Source organism: Paenibacillus sp. MER 180 (assembly GCF_023713665.1).
GTDB classification, from domain to species: Bacteria; Bacillota; Bacilli; order Paenibacillales; family Paenibacillaceae; genus Paenibacillus_B; species Paenibacillus_B suaedae.
In genome coordinates this window covers 92322-110483 of record NZ_JAMAVT010000009.1, presented here as the reverse complement: position 1 = coordinate 110483, position 18162 = coordinate 92322, and the positions used below count along the sequence as shown (strand labels likewise).

At 50.8% G+C, this 18162-nt stretch carries 14 protein-coding genes; 12 read left to right on the top strand and 2 right to left on the bottom strand.

Features of this window, described 5'->3' with window-relative positions:
• Positions 1–70 precede the first annotated feature (70 nt).
• Positions 71–847, bottom strand: coding sequence for an electron transfer flavoprotein subunit beta/FixA family protein (locus M3661_RS15965; RefSeq protein WP_251486965.1), 777 nt, complete (start codon positions 845–847; stop codon positions 71–73).
• A gap of 220 nt (positions 848–1067) precedes the next feature.
• On the opposite strand from M3661_RS15965, the gene M3661_RS15960 reads away from it, so the two are divergent.
• The 12 genes from M3661_RS15960 (at position 1068) to M3661_RS15905 (ending at position 17095) form a co-directional block, all read left to right on the top strand.
• On the top strand, positions 1068–3275 hold the full coding sequence (locus tag M3661_RS15960; RefSeq protein WP_251486667.1) for a (Fe-S)-binding protein: 2208 nt from the start codon (positions 1068–1070) through the stop codon (positions 3273–3275).
• Between the two features lie 212 nt (positions 3276–3487).
• Complete coding sequence (locus tag M3661_RS15955; RefSeq protein WP_083189617.1) at positions 3488–5908, top strand: 3-hydroxyacyl-CoA dehydrogenase/enoyl-CoA hydratase family protein; 2421 nt, start codon at positions 3488–3490, stop codon at positions 5906–5908.
• A 42-nt stretch (positions 5909–5950) separates the two neighbouring features.
• Positions 5951–6118 carry a hypothetical protein gene (locus M3661_RS15950; RefSeq protein WP_251486666.1) on the top strand — a complete coding sequence of 56 codons (168 nt, stop codon included), beginning with the start codon at positions 5951–5953 and terminating at the stop codon, positions 6116–6118.
• Positions 6112–7377, top strand: a complete 1266-nt coding sequence (locus M3661_RS15945; RefSeq protein WP_065292253.1) for an acetyl-CoA C-acyltransferase — start codon at positions 6112–6114, stop codon at positions 7375–7377. The genes M3661_RS15950 and M3661_RS15945 overlap by 7 nt, the downstream gene beginning before the upstream one ends.
• A gap of 83 nt (positions 7378–7460) precedes the next feature.
• A complete protein-coding gene (locus M3661_RS15940) occupies positions 7461–9278 on the top strand; it encodes an acyl-CoA dehydrogenase family protein (protein WP_065292254.1) in 1818 nt (605 codons plus the stop codon).
• Positions 9279–9353: 75 nt separating this feature from the next.
• Positions 9354–11096 (top strand): long-chain-fatty-acid--CoA ligase, encoded by a 1743-nt coding sequence (locus tag M3661_RS15935; protein WP_065292255.1) that lies wholly within the window; start codon positions 9354–9356, stop codon positions 11094–11096.
• Between the two features lie 161 nt (positions 11097–11257).
• Positions 11258–11683 carry a PaaI family thioesterase gene (locus M3661_RS15930; protein WP_065292256.1) on the top strand — a complete coding sequence of 142 codons (426 nt, stop codon included), beginning with the start codon at positions 11258–11260 and terminating at the stop codon, positions 11681–11683.
• Between the two features lie 77 nt (positions 11684–11760).
• Positions 11761–12312: a cysteine hydrolase family protein gene (locus tag M3661_RS15925; RefSeq protein ID WP_065292273.1), complete on the top strand. Its 552-nt coding sequence runs from the start codon at positions 11761–11763 to the stop codon at positions 12310–12312.
• Positions 12313–12363: 51 nt separating this feature from the next.
• On the top strand, positions 12364–13860 hold the full coding sequence (locus M3661_RS15920; RefSeq protein ID WP_021256460.1) for a nicotinate phosphoribosyltransferase: 1497 nt from the start codon (positions 12364–12366) through the stop codon (positions 13858–13860).
• 224 nt (positions 13861–14084) lie between these two features.
• The gene (locus M3661_RS15915; RefSeq protein ID WP_251486664.1) at positions 14085–14948 is read left to right on the top strand and encodes an SMP-30/gluconolactonase/LRE family protein; all 864 of its coding nucleotides are present in this window, start codon (positions 14085–14087) and stop codon (positions 14946–14948) included.
• Positions 14949–15254: 306 nt separating this feature from the next.
• Positions 15255–16274 (top strand): P1 family peptidase, encoded by a 1020-nt coding sequence (locus M3661_RS15910; protein WP_251486962.1) that lies wholly within the window; start codon positions 15255–15257, stop codon positions 16272–16274.
• Between the two features lie 107 nt (positions 16275–16381).
• The gene (locus M3661_RS15905) at positions 16382–17095 is read left to right on the top strand and encodes a lysophospholipid acyltransferase family protein (RefSeq protein WP_251486662.1); all 714 of its coding nucleotides are present in this window, start codon (positions 16382–16384) and stop codon (positions 17093–17095) included.
• Between the two features lie 62 nt (positions 17096–17157).
• Here the strand turns inward: M3661_RS15905 and M3661_RS15900 are convergent, their stop codons facing one another.
• Positions 17158–18111, bottom strand: coding sequence for an L-lactate dehydrogenase (locus tag M3661_RS15900; RefSeq protein WP_251486660.1), 954 nt, complete (start codon positions 18109–18111; stop codon positions 17158–17160).
• Positions 18112–18162: the final 51 nt, after the last annotated feature.

Genomic DNA, 18162 nt, shown 5'->3' with positions numbered 1-18162 from the left:
TGCGGCTTCATGTTAAGGCTCAATCGTTACAAGTAAGTGCATGTTCAATTTGCAACCTAGTTAGAAAGAGTTAGAAGAGAGAGGAAGTATCGCGTAGCGATTGAACCAATTGCTCTACTTGCTCCGATACAGTGCCCTTCAATATCTGCCCCTCCTGTCTTGGGGGAGGAAGCTCGAGGGCTACTCGCTCTGTGGCAGGAGCATAAGATTCATTCTGAAGCTGTTCGGCAGCCGACCGCTTTTCGATAGGCTTCCGCTTCGCCTTCATAATGCCTGGTAGAGTCGGATATCTGGGCTCGTTCAATCCTTGCTGTGCCGTAAATAATGCAGGCAAGGTCACTTTGAGATTCTCGTTATCACCTTCTGCGTCACGACTGACCGTTACCTGCGAGTCATCGATACGCTCGATCGAGGTGATCGCAGCGACATGTGGCAGGTCGAGCAGGCTGGCGACACGGACAGCAACCTGGGCACTGCCTTGATCAACAGAGAAGTGACCAGAGAAGATTAGATCCGGCTGTTTCTCCCGCAATGTCTTTGCGAGCAAGTGAGAGATTGTGAATTCATCCATCCCCCCTGTGTCACTTGGCGACAGAACAAGATGTACGGCTTCGTCTGCTCCCATTGCGAGCGCTATGCGAAGCGCTTCCTCGGAACGATCAGGACCGGCAGTCACTACGGTGACTACGCCGCCATGATTTTCTTTCCATCGTACGGCTTCTTCGATGGCATATTCATCATAGGGATTTATTATCCATTTTACTCCGTCTTCAGAGAGCAGACCATCTGTAATTATGACTTTTTCTTCTGTGTCGAACGTTTGCTTCATAAGCACAACTAAATGCAAGGTCATCACCCCAAGTTCCGGCTTCATTACGATCATTGTATGGAGAAATCTTCGGACTTATCTCTACTACTTTTATTCGGATTTCATTAACCAGTGGTCATAAAAGGCAAGAACGTATTTTTTCATGTCCCAACTCATATCCATCAAACATAGTTCATTACGAACAGCTATGTTGAGCAAAACGAGATCATGCATGTATCACCCAAAAGGGAGGGGAGATATGGTGCTGATTTATGTAAAATGGCTTGTCTTTCTCTTCGTTGTTGCGATAGGCATCGGCTTGGCCGCTGCTGCAATTCGACGACGAGTCAGCTACATAGGCTTGGGGCTGGCAGGCACGAAGCCAACCGAGCAGGCGAGGCGAACCATGCGTGCCATAGGACAGACGTTCGGTCAAGGCAAGCTGTGGAAGGATCCGCGAAGTGGGTTTATGCATGCAGTAATGTTCTACGGATTCCTCCATTTGCAGGTCGGAGCACTAGATTTGATTTGGAAGGGGTTGACCGGCCACTCACTGCCGCTGCCAGCCCATCATGTCTTCATCGTGGCTCAGGAATGGACAGTGCTCATGGTGCTCACAGCAGTATTGTTTGCAGTCTATCGACGCTACGTGGAGAGGCTGCCACGCTTGAAGCGAGGGTGGAAGCCCTCAATTGTACTGTTCTTCATCGGCGGATTGATGGTGACTGTCCTTGGCACCATGACATTCGATTATGCGTTAGAGGCCTTGAATGGAGTTGGAGGGCCTAATGGCTCGATTACGGCAGGAATTGCATCGGCTATCGTAATGCCCTTGTCAATTGGCGCACATGCAGAACTGTGGCTCACCGTCGGATATGAATTATTTTGGTGGTTACATTTGCTGATTCTGTTTGCATTTCTCATATATGTGCCGCAATCGAAGCACTTCCACCTGATAACTGCACCGATTAATCTCTGGCTGAAGCGTTCAGAGGAAGAGACAGGGAAGTTGAAAATGATCAATTTGGAAGACGAGGAGGCAGAATCATTCGGGGTTGGAGCAATCGAGCAATTCGAGCGGAAGCAGCTGCTTGATCTGTATGCCTGCGTGGAGTGCGGGCGCTGTACGAATGTGTGTCCTGCATCGCATACGGGCAAGCTTCTCTCTCCTATGCATCTCATCTCGAAGCTGCGTGATCACTTAACCGAGAAAGGGGCAGCCATAACTTCGACCAACCCGTGGGTACCAAGCTTGGCAGCACCTGGGTCGCTGCCGTTCCATCGCATGGCGGAGGAAGGTGTGCAGCAGGCCGAAGGTGCATTTGATGAGCCAGCGGCGCTGCAGCGATTTCCGCAAGGGATGCAGGGGACGATGGCTAAGCAGCAGGAGAGATGGCTGAGAAACATACCTGATGAGCAGCATCCGTCTGCTCAGTCAATCGATTTGATCGGTAATGTTATTACCGAGGAAGAACTATGGGCATGTACAACATGCCGCAACTGCGAGGATCAGTGTCCAGTCGTAAATGAGCATGTCGATAAAATTGTAAACATGAGGCGCTATCTGGTGCTGACACAAGGGCAAATGCCTGTGGACGGACAACGAGCGCTGCAAAATATTGAGCGTCAGGGCAACCCATGGGGGATCAGCCGCAATGACAGATTCAAATGGGCCGCAGAGTGGACGAAGGAAACAGGCATAACTGTGCCGACGGTTAAGGAGCGTCCAGATTTCGAGGTGCTGCTGTTCGTGGGAGCTATGGGTTCCTATGATATGCGTACACAGCACGTAACGAAGGCACTAATTCGTCTTTTCCATGCAGCTGATGTGGCATTTGCTGTTCTTGGCAATGAAGAGCGGAGCTCAGGAGATACCGCGCGGCGTATGGGCAATGAATTTTTGTTTCAGCAGATGTGCGCGGAGAATATTGCAACGTTCCACAAATATGGTGTCCGAAGGATCGTAACCGCTTGTCCGCATACGTATCACACATTGAAGAAAGAGTATCCGGATTTTGGGTTGGATTCAGAAGTGCAGGTATATCATCACACAGAATGGCTGTATCAGATGTGGCAGGCGGGGCGTATTCGCTTCGTTCATCCGGTTCACGAGAGCGTCGCTTGGCATGACTCCTGCTATTTGGCACGTTACAACGGGATTATTGACGTCCCTAGAGAACTGCTGCGTGCAGTGCCAGAATTAACGGTGCTTGAATTGGAACGAAGTGGGGCTAATGCGATGTGCTGCGGGGCAGGCGGTGGTCAGATGTGGATGGAGGAAACGTCTGGGACGCGCGTCAATGTGGCGCGGGTAGAGCAGGCGCTTCAGGTTCAGCCTTCTGTGATTGGGTCTGCATGTCCATATTGCCTCACGATGATGGAGGATGGTGTCAAGGCGAAAGAGCGAAGCGATGTGCGCAGTGCCGATATTGCTGAGCTGCTCGTCAAGTCTGTATGTGGAATCTAATGGGTTCAGGGAGGTGGAGTGAAGCACGGCATGCTTGTATAGCCGTTCTGCTACGCTGCGTTAGCTGGTTACCATACGAGGCTTGCTATGGTGGCCTGGGCAGCGTCTGAGAAGGAGTGAGGCATATAGAAGGACAAATTGCGGGGAAGTGTGTCCGTGCAAAAAAAGGCAGCTAGGCTATACCATGCACATGCAAAAGGAGGGATACCGAGGTGAAACGATGGAATGAGGTTCAACGGGCAGCTGTTATTGGCTCAGGGGTAATGGGAGCCGCCATCGCAGCTCATTTGGCGAATGCAGGCATACGATGTCTGTTATTAGATATCGTGCCAGAAGAGCTGACGGAGGACGAAGTGGAGGCAGGCAAGACTCTGGAGCATCCGGATGTCCGGAGCCGCCATGCTAATCAAGCGATTGCGCGATTGAAGAAGTCGAGCCCAGCACCGCTCTATATGGAAGCGTTCGCAGAGCGTATCATACCGGGTAATACAGCGGATCATTTGCAGGAACTTGCGCAGGTAGATTGGATTATTGAGGCGGTCACGGAACGAGTGGACGTGAAGCGCACGGTGCTGGCGCAAATAGAGCGCCACTGGCAAGAAGGGACGCTGATCAGCTCGAATACGTCAGGCATTTCCCTTGACTCCATGTTGGAAGGGCGATCAGAAGCATTTAGGCGTTCATTTGTCGGCACTCATTTCTTTAATCCGCCACGATACATGCATCTGGTGGAGCTTATACCGAATGCATTGACGGATCAGTCGGTATTAGAAGGGGCCAAGGAATGGTGTGAGCGCAGACTGGGCAAGGGAGTAGTCATTGCCAAAGATACGCCTAACTTCATTGCCAATCGAATTGGGACGTACGGCTTGGTGATCACGCTTCAAGAAATGGAACGGTACGGTCTTACCATCGAGGAGGTCGATGCCTTAACAGGGCCGATTATCGGGCGGCCGAAGAGTGCTACATTCCGAACGCTGGATATCGTCGGACTAGATACATTCCTCCATGTAGCGAACAATGTGGCTGAGCATGCTGAGACAGAAGCGGAGCGGAATGCGTTTGCTCTCCCGCCTTGGTTCAAAGAAATGGTAGGACGAGGCTGGCTAGGAGAGAAGAGCGGCCAAGGATTCTATCGCAAGGTACGCAGCGGTTCACCTGGAGAAGATCCGATCCATGCACTGCGTTGGCAGGATTGGACGTATGGGCCGAGGCAGCAGGTTGCTTCGGTGACGCTGCAGCAGGCGAAGCGGGAGAAGGGAACGGCATCCAAGCTGAGAGCTGCAATCAGCGGCCGTGACCAAGGTTCACAGTTCATCTGGAGCATGATGAAGCAGGTATTGTGCTATGCAGCTTCCAAGGTAGGGGAAATTGCAGATCATATCGAGGATATTGATAAAGCAATGCGATGGGGCTTCAATTGGGAGCTGGGCCCATTTGAATGCTGGGATGCGATTGGTCTTCGGGATAGTGTCGCACGCATGAGGGCGGAGGACACAGAAATTCCGGCCTGGGTGGAGGCATGGCTGGAACAAGGTCACGAGCGGTTCTATGAGCAGCGAAGCAGCGGATTGTTCTTCGCCGCGGCAGGAGAATGGCAGCAATCCGTAGAGAGTGAACAATCGATATTGCTTCGCTCTTTGAAGGAACAGGGAAGGACAATCGCACGCAATAGCGGTGCAAGTCTTATTGATGTCGGCGATGATGTGGCCTGTCTGGAATTCCATTCTCCGAACAATGCCATCGGGGAAGATATTTTATCCATGATCGAGAAGAGCGTAGATATCGTAGCGCGTGACTACCGAGGTCTTATTGTTGCGAATGAAGGACGCAACTTCTGCGTTGGGGCAAATGTGATGCTTCTGCTCGGCGAGGCTCAGGCCGAGGAATGGGACGAAATCGACTTCATTATCCGCCAATTCCAGCGAGCGATGATGAAGCTGAAGGGCTTGCAGCGACCCGTCGTTGCTGCACCGCACCGAATGACACTTGGCGGAGGTGTGGAGGCGTGCCTGCCGGCCGATATGATTGTGTTCAGTCCAGAGACATACTTCGGACTAGTGGAGACCGGAGTTGGACTGATTCCTGGTGGGGGAGGCTGCAAGGAAACGGCGATTGCGCTCTCACATCGGCTGCCGCATCCCGATGATGATCTGAACGCATCACTTGTGCGCGCATTCGAGACGATCGCCATGGCCAAAGTGTCGAACAGCGGTCATGATGCACTGCGACTCGCCTATGTACGATCCCAAGATCGTGTGCTATTCGCAGAGCAGCGCCGTATCTATGAAGCGAAGCAGGCCGTTCTTGCTATGGATTCGGCAGGGTATGTAGGGCAAGTGCAAGAGGCTGGTCGACCATCTATACGCGTAGCTGGACGGGAGGGCTTTGGCGTCCTGCAGTTAGCCGTATCCAATATGCTGGAGGGCGGCTACATAAGTGAGCACGATGCGTTAATTGCTCGCAAGCTCGCACGTGTACTTACAGGTGGAGACGTGCCTGCCAATCGCCTCGTATCTGAATCGCATCTGCTCGATTTGGAGCGGGAAGCTTTCTTATCTCTTTGCGGAGAACGGAAAACACAGCAGCGGATGCAGCACATGCTGAGCAAGGGGAAGCCGCTGCGCAATTAGGGCATATCGAGTTAGTCTGGCAAGCAGGGCCGGAGCAGTGGTTTGGATAGCAGCAAAGAAACAAAGAAGCAACCAGTAACGGAACAACAGAACAACAGAACAACAGAACAACAGAACAACAGAACAGCAACAGAGCAACTGGGCGGTGATAGCTGGCATTGGTTTCTGTTGCTGGAAGGCAATTGGGTGAGAGGGGGATATGCATGGTAGCGGATACGCCTGCAAAAGCATTAAGAGAAGTGGTCATCGTTGCGGCAGCAAGAACAGCAGTAGGCAAGGGAAAGCGTGGAGCACTGGCTGACACGAGAGCGGAGGATTTGGGACGGACCGTCATTGAGGCGGTGCTGGAGCGAACCCCAGGACAAGAGAAGCATGACATAGATGATGTCATTCTCGGTTGTGCGATGCCGGAGGGGGAGCAGGGGCTGAATGTAGCGAGGACAATCGCGCTTTATGCAGGGCTGCCCCATACGGTTCCTGGGGTCACCATCAATCGATTCTGCTCTTCCGGATTGCAGGCAATTGCCTATGCAGCGGAGCGGATTATGACGGGAGCTGCGGATGTCATCATTGCCGGAGGCGTGGAGAGCATGTCACATGTTCCAATGACAGGCTTCAAGCTGTCTCCTCATCCGGTTATCTCTGAAGAACGTCCTGAGATCTATATCAGTATGGGTCACACAGCGGAACGGGTCGCCAAGCAATTTGGCATAACCCGCGAGATGCAGGATGCATATGCGGTAAGGAGCCATCAACGTGCTGTTCAAGCCTGCACGAACGGGAAATTCAACGATGAAGTGGTGACCGTTCAGGCCAAGCGGACTTGGGAGGAAGCAGGCGGCAAACTGAAGAGTACGACCATCGATTTCCGAATGGATGAATGCATTCGCCCAGAGACAAATGAGGATACGTTGCGCAAGCTGAAGCCGTCTTTTGCCGCACAGGGCTCTGTAACAGCTGGCAATTCCTCACCGTATAGCGATGGAGCGGCCGCGGTCATGGTAATGAGCCGGGAGCGGGCAGAAGAACTAGGGTTGGAACCGCTCGCGGTATACCGTTCGTTTGCCGTTGCGGGCGTCCCGCCTGAAGTGATGGGCATCGGACCAGTTGAAGCTATCCCGAAGGCGCTTCGCCTTGCAGGAATCACGAAGGAAGAGGTAGCGCTCTATGAGGTAAATGAGGCATTTGCCGCACAGTGCCTTGCGGTCATTCAGGAGCTGGGACTTGATGACAGCATTGTGAATGTAAATGGTGGAGCAATTGCGCTTGGTCATCCGCTTGGCTGCACGGGCGCGAAGCTGACCACAAGTCTCATTTATGAGCTGCGCCGCAGAGGTGGTGGTCTTGGTGTTGTGTCCATGTGCATCGGCGGCGGGATGGGGGCTGCAGGCGTATTTGAGGTTCTGCCGCCGCGTGAAGAGAACGGTGAGGATCTTGCAATCGCATCGAAAGATTCAGATGAGGATTAACGGCACATAGACTTGTCTGCATGAATCGTACCAGACGGGAAGATGGCGGGTACAAGAATGAGGATGGATCGGAGGAATGAAGCATGGAAGCTGCGTCTACGACGCGTGTAAGAGGCGGTGGCTTCGTCATTGACGAGCCGAATCTGGAGTGGGTAGTAACACCAGAGGATTTCACTTCGGAGCAGCGATTGTTCGCGGACACGACCCAGGCATTTGTTGAGGGAGATGTGCTGCCGCATGATGAGGATATTGAACATCTTAATTATGAGCTGACTGTTCAATTGATGCGCAAGGCAGGAGAGCTTGGACTGTTAGCGACAGATATCCCAGAAGCCTATGGGGGGCTTGGTCTCGATAAGGTAAGTTCTACGATTGTCAATGAGAACTTGGCCCGTGCATCTTCCTTCGCATTGTCCATTGGCGCTCATGTTGGCATCGGCACTCTGCCGATTGTGTACTTTGGAACGGATCAGCAGAAGCGCACGTATTTGCCTGAATTGGCGACAGGCGCTAAGATCGCTGCCTATTGTCTAACAGAACCAGCATCCGGTTCTGATGCGCTCGGCGCACGAACAACGGCTAAGCTGTCTGATGATGGTACTCATTACATTCTGAGCGGATCGAAGTTGTATATTACGAATGCAGGTTTTGCAGATATTTTCATTGTGTATGCCAAGGTAGATGGTGTGAAATTTACAGCATTTATTGTGGAGCGAAGCATGGAAGGATTTACGGTTGGGCCGGAAGAGAAAAAGATGGGGATCAAGGGCTCATCCACCTGCCCGATTTACTTCGATAATGTCCGTGTTCCGATTGAAAATGTGCTTGGCGAAATCGGCAAGGGGCATCTGATCGCATTTAATATTTTGAACATAGGCAGATTCAAGCTGGGAGCAGGCTGTTTGGGTGCGGCGAAGGAGACGATCCAGTTGGCTTCCGCATATGCGAATGCTCGCACACAGTTCGGCAAGCCAATCAGCAGTTTCCCGCTTATTGGGAAGAAGCTCGCGGAGATGAATACGCTGACCTATGTGTTAGAGAGCATGGTATATCGAACATCAGGATATATTGATGCGATGCTGCAAGGCGTCAATGATGGCTCTTCTAGTACGGGAGCGCAAGATTCAGCCCATGCAGGCGTATCTCCGGCCAAAGCAATCGCGGAGTTCGCGCTTGAATGCTCCATTATTAAGGTATTTGGCAGTGAAGCACTGAACACGATTGCGGATGAGGGCGTGCAAATCCATGGCGGTTATGGCTACATCCAAGAATACAAGGTCGAGCGGATCTATCGTGATGCACGCATTAATCGGATATTCGAGGGCACGAATGAGATTAATCGACTGCTTATTCCTGGCACCTTGCTGAAAAAAGCATTAAAGGGCGAGCTTCCGTTAATGGAGCGCCTAGAGCGGCTGCAGGAAGAGGTACTAGCATTCAGCCCTTCACTTGGCGACGAAGAAGATGGCCCAATGGCTGAACTTTATAAGTTGTTGAACCAAATGAAAACTGCATTTCTCGTTGTGGGCGGTACGGCGGTTCAGAAGTATGGTACGCGCATCGAGCAAGAGCAGGAGGTTCTTTCCGCTCTCGCAGACATGATGATTTATATTTACGCAGCAGAAAGCGCGATTCTACGAACGGATAAGCTGGTTAGCCGCTTAGGTGAAGAGAAGGCTGCGCTTGCTCTGCAAATGACACAGGTGTTCGTTCGTGATGCGCTTCAGGTAATTGAACAGAGAGCCAAAGAAACGCTTCAAGAAGCAGCATCAGGAGATGCCCTTCGCACGCAGTTATCGCTGCTCAAGAAATTCAGCCGCGCCACTCCATTATCCTTGACCTCGCGGAAGCGGGCTATCGCTGCACGCATTATTGCGAACGAGCGTTACACCGTTGTCTAGATTAACAATGAGCAGCAATCAATATGCGCTGATGCATGGTGAAGCGCAACTAGAACGAGGAAGGGGAGTAGCATCATGAATGCCTATTCTGATGAAAGGCCATGGCTGCGCCATTATCCCGAAGAAGTAGCACCGTCGTTCGACTATCCGAAGCATAATGTGGCCCACCTGCTAGAGAAGGCTGCGGCAGAATTCCCCGAGCGCGCAGCTATTGAGTTTATGGGGAAGACGTTTACGTATCGTGAACTACTCGCTTCTGTCTATCAATTTGCTGGAGGCCTGCGCTCACTTGGTGTGAGCGCAGGAGAGCGGGTTGCCATCATGCTGCCGAATTGCCCGCAAATGATCATAGCCTATTACGGCACATTGATGATGGGTGGAATTGCGGTGATGACGAGTCCGCTGTACATGGAGGGAGAATTGGCCCACCAACTGGAGGATTCCGGAGCAACCGCGATCATTACATTGGATTTGCTGTTTGCTCGTGTACTTCATGTGAGGCAGAAGACGAAGCTCAACCACATGATTGTTACTTCTATTCGGGATTATTTGCCGTTCCCCAAAAATTGGTTGTATCCATTGAAGATGAAGAAGGATGGCCAATCGCTCGCAATTCCTGATGTTCCGGGTGTTGTTCGCTATAAGCGATGGCTCGCATCAAGTGCGCCCCTAACGAGCGCGCATTCTGTGGATGCCGAACAGGATGTCGCCATGATTCAATATACAGGAGGCACAACCGGAAGAGCGAAGGGAGTGATGCTGACGCATTATAATTTGATTGCCAATACGGTGCAGACGTCAAATTGGTTCTATCGCGCGCAGCGCGGCAAGGAAACGTTCCTTGCGGCACTCCCATGCTTCCATGTTTTCGGCTTGACGGTACTGCTCAATTTAGGAATTCATCTGGCAAGCAAGCTTATTCTGCTGCCTCGGTTCGATACGATGCAGGTGCTCGAGTGCATTCATAAGGAAAGAGCAACGATCTTCCCAGGAGCTCCGACGATGTACATTGCAATTAACCACCATAAGGAGGTAGCACAGTACGACCTATCGTCTGTGCAGGCGTGCGTGTCTGGCTCTGCACCACTCCCATTGGAGGTGCAAGAGCGGTTCGAAGCCATTACAGGAGGCCGGTTAATTGAAGGTTATGGCTTAACGGAAGCTTCACCGGTTACACATGCGAATCCGCTCTGGGGATATCGGAAGATCGGAACCATTGGCATTCCATTTCCCGATACAGATGCTAAGATCGTCAATCCAGACACTGGAGAGACGATGCCAGTCGGCGCCATTGGCGAACTGGCTGTACGAGGGCCGCAGATCATGAAGGGATACTGGAATCGACCTGAGGAGACGGCAGATGTGTTGAAAGAGGGGTGGCTGCATACTGGCGACATGGCCAAGATGGATGCCGACGGGTTCTTCTCAATCGTCGATCGGATGAAGGAAATGATCAATGCAAGCGGATTTAAAGTGTTCCCGCGCGATGTGGAAGAAGTGCTGTTCGAGCACCCGCAGGTAAAAGAGGCAGCTGTCATCGGTGTGCCGGATCCTTATCGGGGGGAGACAGTCAAGGCCTTCATCGTGCCAGTGGAAGGAGCTGCGATTACAGAGAAGGAACTGGAAGGATGGTGCCGGGCTAAGCTCGCTGCATTCAAGATTCCGCGGCAAATTGAATTCCGATCGGAGCTGCCTAAAACAATGGTTGGCAAGGTGCTAAGGCGCAAGCTAGTGGAGGAAGAGGCCCAGCGCCGGCTGCAGCGCGATGGCCATCGGGATGGGATCGCATCAGATGATACAGACAAGGACAAAGAGTAGATGCTGCGCATTATGCATGCATTGTGATAAGATAGAAGGGGAAGGCCGGTCGTTGATAGAGATCGGCCTTCTCTACTTTCAACATTTTGTTAGTGAAGTAAGGGCATAATGTTAGTATACTATTAGGTAAATAATGGCGGAAGAATCGAGAGGTGGCTAACATGAGCAATGAGCAGAATCTGCAGTGGGATGAATTAGAGGCACGTGCGCAGTCTTCGTTCTGGGGATACTTGGGTTGTGAGCTCGTTCATGCGGATGAGAAGGAAGTGATCCTCCGGCTGGATGCGAAGGCTCACCATTTGAATATGATAGGTATTGTACATGGGGGTGTGTTGTCCTCCCTGCTTGATAATGCGATGGGAATCGCCGCTTCCGAATACAAGCAAGATCCGAATATTGTTACCGGAAGCCTGAATGTGAACTTTCTGCGACCAATGAAGGCAGGCATATTGGAAGTAAGGGCGCATGTCGTTCATGCAACGAAGCGTGTGCTCACGCTTCAAGGCACGGTAGTGAATGAGCACGGGGAGCTTGGCACGATGGCAACGGGGACTTTCCACGTGAGAGGTCAACGCGCGGGAGGTTGACATTTAGCACCGATTTGTCATAATGACGTTAAGCTAACTATCGGATATCAGGTCTCGGAGAGGAGATGGATTCGGAATTGAAGGCATTGATTGTCATAGATTATACGTATGATTTTGTAGTGGGTCGACTTCCATGCGGGGAACCGGCCGTACATATTGAGAATCGTGTTGCGGAGTTGGTAGATTCCTTCGTGAATGCTGGAGATTTCGTGACGATGGCGGTTGATCTGCACGAAGAACAAGATCCCTACCATCCTGAAACGGCTCTGTTCCCGCCGCATAATATTAGGGGCACGGATGGGCGCAATCTATACGGTCAAGTAGCTGAAGTATACGAACGCCATCAATCCGAAGTATACTGGATGGATAAGACCAGATACAGCTCATTCTGCGGCACGGATCTTGATATGAGACTGCGAGCAAGACAGATTGAAGAAGTCCATTTAGTTGGAGTATGTACGGACATCTGCGTGCTTCATACAGCTGTAGATGCTTATAATATGGGATATAAGATTATTGTCCATGAGGATGCTGTCGCCACCTTCAATGAGCATGCGCATGAATGGGCGCTACAGCACTTCCGCAATTCACTCGGTGCTCAGATTATAAGTGGGTACCGCACAGAATAGTTAATGCCGCATACTGTATGACTGGTAAGTGGTAGAAAGAGAGATGACCTGATGAATACATCAATGGCCCTACACACAGATAAATATCAAATTAATATGATGTATGCACACTGGAAAAATGGCACGCACAATCAGCAGACTGTGTTCGAAGCTTTTTTCCGCAAGCTGCCCTTCCATAACGGGTATGCTGTGTTCGCTGGCCTTGAGCGCATCGTTGAATATATTGAACGCTTGCATTTTACAACAGAAGATATTGAGTATCTCGGCATGCAGGAGGAGCAGTACGAGGAAGCATTTCTGGAGGAACTGCGCAACTTCCGCTTTACGGGACAGATCGATGCGGTTCGGGAAGGTACGCTTGTATTTGCGAATGAACCGCTTATTCGTGTTGAAGGACGCGTGTTCGAGACTCAGCTGATTGAGACGGCACTGCTGAACTTCATGAACTTCCAGACACTCATTGCAACGAAGGCATCGCGCATTAAGCATGTTGCTTCCACTGATATTCTGATGGAATTCGGCACACGTCGTGCACAGGAAGCCGACGCAGCTCTATGGGGGGCACGCGCGGCTTACTTGGCTGGCTTCCATGCAACGTCTAACATGCTGGCAGGCCGCAGATTCGGCATTCCGACAAAAGGTACGCATGCACACGCATGGGTGCAGAGCTTCGAGAGCGAGGAAGAGGCATTCCAAGTGTTCGCTGAAGCATTGCCTGATCAGGTGACGCTGCTCGTTGATACGTATGATACGCTGCACAGTGGAATACCGAATGCCATTCAGATTGGTATGGAGTTGGAGAAGAAAGGGAAGAAGCTGCAAGCCATCCGACTCGATAGCGGCGATATTGCCTATTTGTCGATTCAAGCCCGCAAGTTGTTGGATGATGCTGGTTTGAAGGATGTACAAATATGTGCGTCCAATGATCTGGATGAATATACCATCTCGGACTTGAAATCACAGGGTGCCCGCGTGGATATGTGGGGAGTTGGTACGCAGCTTATTACTGCAGCGGATCAGCCATCTCTTGGCGGAGTGTACAAGCTCGTATCGCGTGAAGTGAACGGCGAGATGAAGCCGACAATCAAGATTTCGGCTAATCCTGAGAAGGTAACGACACCAGGCAAGAAAGACGTATACCGCATTATTCATAAGAAGAAGAAAAAAGCAATTGCGGATTACATTTGCCTCTCGGAAGAAGATGAGGTAAAACGTCGGGCAAAGATTAAGTTGTTCGATCCGATTCATCCATATTTGCATAAGTATGTAGAGCACTATGAAGCAGAACTGCTGCTTCAACCTGTATATCGGGACGGCAAACTAGTCTATGAGCGTCCGAATCTGGAAGAAATCCGTAATTACCATAAGGAGCAGCTTCAGCTGTTCTGGCCGGAATATTTGCGCAAGTCGAATCCGGAGCAATATCATGTTGACGTAAGCACGAAAGCTTGGGAGCTGAAGCGCGACATGATTGAATCACATGTTCAAGAGAAGGAAAAATGGCGTACATTCCAAATGGATGCCGGTGATATGGAAGATCATGATTAATTAGCGCGAACAATTGTTGGACAAGTATCATTCATTGATTTATGTATACAAGCTTCCAGAAGTTCGTGTTGAGAGTAATGTAGATTCAGGCTAGGAAGCGGGGATAGAATCGCTGTCATGCTGAAGAGCAACTGTGATAGGGATTTGCTTCTGTTCAGTCCTATCACTTGCAAGATCGTTAACGTTGTAAATGATGTACATGCGAATAGGGAGAGTGAGATTGCATGAATCAGACGTTTGATGGATCCGGGATTCAGATGCGAAGCAGTGAGGTATTTACACCACAGCATGGATTTACACAGGGCATAGAGGGACCTGCTTGCGATAAGGAAGGCAACTTGTATGCTGTCAATTATGAACGGCAGGGCACGATTGGCAAGGTAACGCCAGAAGGCGAATGCTCCGTATTCTTGGAGCTGCCTGAGGGATGCATTGGCAATGGTATACGTTTTACTCGCAATGGGGACATGTGCATTGCGGATTATGCGGGGCATCACGTATTCCGCTATTCCTTCGTGACGAAGGAACTGCACGTTCTGGCACATGATCCAACGATGAATCAACCGAACGATATTGCGATCATGGCAAATGATATTGTATTTGCCAGCGATCCGAAGTGGGCCGATGATACAGGGCAAATCTGGCGTATTCGTCCAGATGGAGAAATGACGCTCCTGGAAACAGGGATGGGTACGACCAATGGCATCGAGGTTAGCCCAGATGAACGCTTGCTCTATGTCAATGAATCGGTTCAACGACGGATCTGGGTATATGATCTTCAGGAGGATGGCAGCATCTCGAATAAGCGTCTGTTCCATCAGTTCCCTGATTTTGGATTGGATGGCATGCGATGTGATGTTGACGGCAACCTGTATGTCGCACGCTTCGGCAAAGGAACAGTCGCGGTTCTTGCTCCAGACGGAACCGTGACAGAAGAGATCCGCCTCCATGGAAGCAACTGCACGAATGTAACATTCGGCGGCGAAGACGGCTGTACAGTATACGTCACGATTATGGATCAAGGTAATGTCGAGCGATTCCGAGCGAATCGTCCTGGCCGCTGCCGACGTCTATTCGGACTCGTATAATTAATAATAAGAGGAGCCCTAGCAGCGGGCTCCTCTCTCTTCTTGATGAACGGAATGGGGCTTGGGTTATAACTTGTAGATGATAGTTGCGGCTTGGACAGAACTCGAAGAGTACAGCCTATTATTTCTCGGGAAAGCGCAGAATTAGGCATGAATCGGCATGAATGTACAAAGTTCGACGAGTCACCAGCGAGGTACGGGCATCATGTATGTCGTATGATTCCCGCAGCTGGTCGCTTCATGCATCATCGAATCATGAGAATCGGAAATAGACATCTAACAACGATGACAGAAAAGGGTGCGAATATGCAATCTTCCCATTGGAATATCAAACCCGGGGGCAAGTCTGCTCGCTATCCTGGCGCAATCACGGATGTACCAGGTATTGTTGTCGGGCATGCGCATGATAATGAGGCACATACAGGCTGTACAGTCATTGTAGCAGAACAAGGGGCTGTATGCGGCGTTGATGTCAGGGGTTCAGCGCCTGGCACCCGTGAAACGGAGTTACTGCAGCCAACCGCTCTCGTTCAGCATATTCATGCATTGTGTCTCAGCGGCGGAAGTGCATTTGGACTCGCTGCTGCACAAGGGGTTATGCAGCGATTGCAGGAGCAGGAGATTGGACTTGATGTCGGCGTTGCCAAGGTGCCAATTGTTCCATCAGCTATTTTATTTGACTTGGCGATAGGTAATCCGTCGGTCGTACCAACTGCAGAGATGGGATATGCGGCTGTTGAGAATGCGACATCTGAAGCGGTTACCGAAGGCAATGTAGGTGCTGGCGCAGGTGCAACGCTTGGCAAGTTCGCGGGAGTGGAACGAGCAATGAAGGGTGGGTTTGGTACGGCTTCTGTACAATTGCCAAATGGTCTTGTCATTGGTGCTGCTGTTGCTGTCAATGCGGTTGGCGAAGTGAGACATCCGAAGCATGGTACGACATTAGCTGGGGCAAGAGCGGATGAGAAAGGACAGTTCATTGATCCGTTGTCTTTCCTAACGCAATTGGCTAATCCCTTCCAAGCGACGATGAAGCCGGGGACAAATACGACAATTGCCGCAATCGCCTGCAATGGAACATTCACAAAGACCGAAATGACGAAAATTGCACAAATGGCGCATAATGGCTTGGCTCGTACCATTTATCCTGTCCATACGATGTATGACGGAGATACAGTGTTCGCGATGACAACAGGTGGAATTGCCGCCTCTGTTGATCTGGCGGGCATGTGGGCAGCTGAGGTGCTTGCTTATGCCGTCCATAATGCCATCATTGCGGCGAATTCCGTTGAGGGCGTGCCTTGCTCACAAGAGTGGCTTGATTGACTGGTTTGATAGAATAGCTTGATGGTCAAGCTTGAAGTGCATAACAGGAATGATTTAATAATGGCATCATGCAATCGAAATGTTGTAGAAGGGAATTACATCACATCATGAAATTCATACGTACATTGATTTGGTTTATTTATTTTTGGCTCTATTTACTTTTCATTATCCCTGGGATGTGGAAGGCCAATCGACTATACAAGCAAGGACGGTATGAAGAACTGGATGCGTACACGGCCCAGCAGGTCGGAAGATGGGCGCGTTCATTGCTGCGTGTAGCCGGTGCGAAGGTAACAGTTCGTGGATTGGAGCATATCCCAGAAGGCGGAGCCGTCTTTATCTCGAATCATCAAGGGAATTTCGATGTGCCGATCATGCTTGGTCATGTTGGCAAGCCGAAGGCGCTGATGGCCAAGGCAGAGCTGGCGAAGCTGCCTTTCATTCGTGTGTGGATGAAGTACTTGCGCTGCATCTTCGTTGACCGCAGCAACGTACGCCAAGCCATGAACAGTCTGAATGAGGCGGGCAAGCTCGTAGAGAGCGGTCATCCGATCGTCATCTTCCCTGAAGGAACACGAAGCAAGAGTGAACACATCGGTGAGTTCAAAAATGGCGGCTTCCGTGTCGCTACGAAGACAGGGTTCCCGATTGTGCCCGTTCGCATATCTGGTTCTTACAAGCTGATGGAGGCGAATGGGAATTGGATCAGTCCAGCTCATGTGGAGGTAACCGTTCTTCCTCCAGTATCGACAGCTGGCCTGTCGAAGGAGGAGGCTGCGGAGCTTCCAGAGCAAGTACGTACAATGATTGTGAATGCGTAATTAGGAAGGCGCACCGTCTACGGACAGTGCGCCTTTCGTTTATTCACAATCAACAACCAACCCTATTTCGGGAATACCGATGATATTGCTTGCTTAAGCACGCCTGCGGAATGATGAAGCTTCTGCATCTCGTCTTCAGACAGGTGAAGCTCGTATATATCGCGGATGCCTTGGCGATTTACGACGGCAGGAACGCCGATGTACACATCATCCAGACCATATTGTCCAGTCAGTAAGGCAGAAACGGACAGCACAGAGTTCTCATTCTTCAGAATAGCCTTTGTCAAGCGAGCCAAGCCCATTGCGATTCCGTAGTAGGTAGCCCCTTTACGCTCGATGATGTGATAAGCAGCATCGCGTACATTCAGGAAGATATCATCCAATTCTTCCTGTGTCGGCTCTCCATGTGTCTTGCGATAGTGCTCGAGCGGCTGGCCGCCAATGCTGACATTGCTCCACGCAGGGAGCTCAGTGTCTCCATGTTCGCCCATAATGTAGGCATGGACGTTGCGCGGATCGACGCCGATTTTTTCGCCGAGCAAATAACGCAGACGTGCGGTATCCAAAATTGTACCAGAGCCGATGACGCGATGAGCAGGCAGACCTGAGTATTTCCAGGTTGCATATGTAAGAACATCGACTGGATTTGTTGCGACCAGGAACAATCCATCAAAGCCGCTCTCCATGATGGAAGTAACGATTGATTTGAAGATGTTCGCATTTTTGCCGATTAGATCAAGACGTGTTTCTCCTGGTGCTTGGTTCGCACCTGCTGTAATGACAACGAGGTCAGCGTCCTTGCAATCGCTATAGTCTCCAGCCCATATGCGCATATTGGATGCGAACGGAAGACCGTGATTCAAGTCCATCGCATCTCCTTCTGCTTTTTTGCGGTTAGCGTCGATAATGACTAGCTCAGCGGCCAACCCTTGATTGAACAACGCAAACGCGTAGCTGGAGCCAACAAAGCCCGATCCGATCAACGCGACGCGGGACACTTTTGTCATTTGGGTCATAATAAGTGTGCCTCCTCGAAAGTAATAACAATAAGTTCGTCTGTTAGACAA

Coding starts and splice junctions, on each gene's coding strand:
- M3661_RS15920 (WP_021256460.1), top strand. CDS start 12,364: ATGAATACATCAATGGCCCTACACACAGATAAATATCAAATTAATATG.
- M3661_RS15960 (WP_251486667.1), top strand. CDS start 1,068: ATGGTGCTGATTTATGTAAAATGGCTTGTCTTTCTCTTCGTTGTTGCG.
- M3661_RS15900 (WP_251486660.1), bottom strand. CDS start 18,111: ATGACCCAAATGACAAAAGTGTCCCGCGTCGCGTTGATCGGATCGGGC.
- M3661_RS15910 (WP_251486962.1), top strand. CDS start 15,255: ATGCAATCTTCCCATTGGAATATCAAACCCGGGGGCAAGTCTGCTCGC.
- M3661_RS15905 (WP_251486662.1), top strand. CDS start 16,382: ATGAAATTCATACGTACATTGATTTGGTTTATTTATTTTTGGCTCTAT.
- M3661_RS15940 (WP_065292254.1), top strand. CDS start 7,461: ATGGAAGCTGCGTCTACGACGCGTGTAAGAGGCGGTGGCTTCGTCATT.
- M3661_RS15915 (WP_251486664.1), top strand. CDS start 14,085: ATGAATCAGACGTTTGATGGATCCGGGATTCAGATGCGAAGCAGTGAG.
- M3661_RS15935 (WP_065292255.1), top strand. CDS start 9,354: ATGAATGCCTATTCTGATGAAAGGCCATGGCTGCGCCATTATCCCGAA.
- M3661_RS15945 (WP_065292253.1), top strand. CDS start 6,112: ATGGTAGCGGATACGCCTGCAAAAGCATTAAGAGAAGTGGTCATCGTT.
- M3661_RS15930 (WP_065292256.1), top strand. CDS start 11,258: ATGAGCAATGAGCAGAATCTGCAGTGGGATGAATTAGAGGCACGTGCG.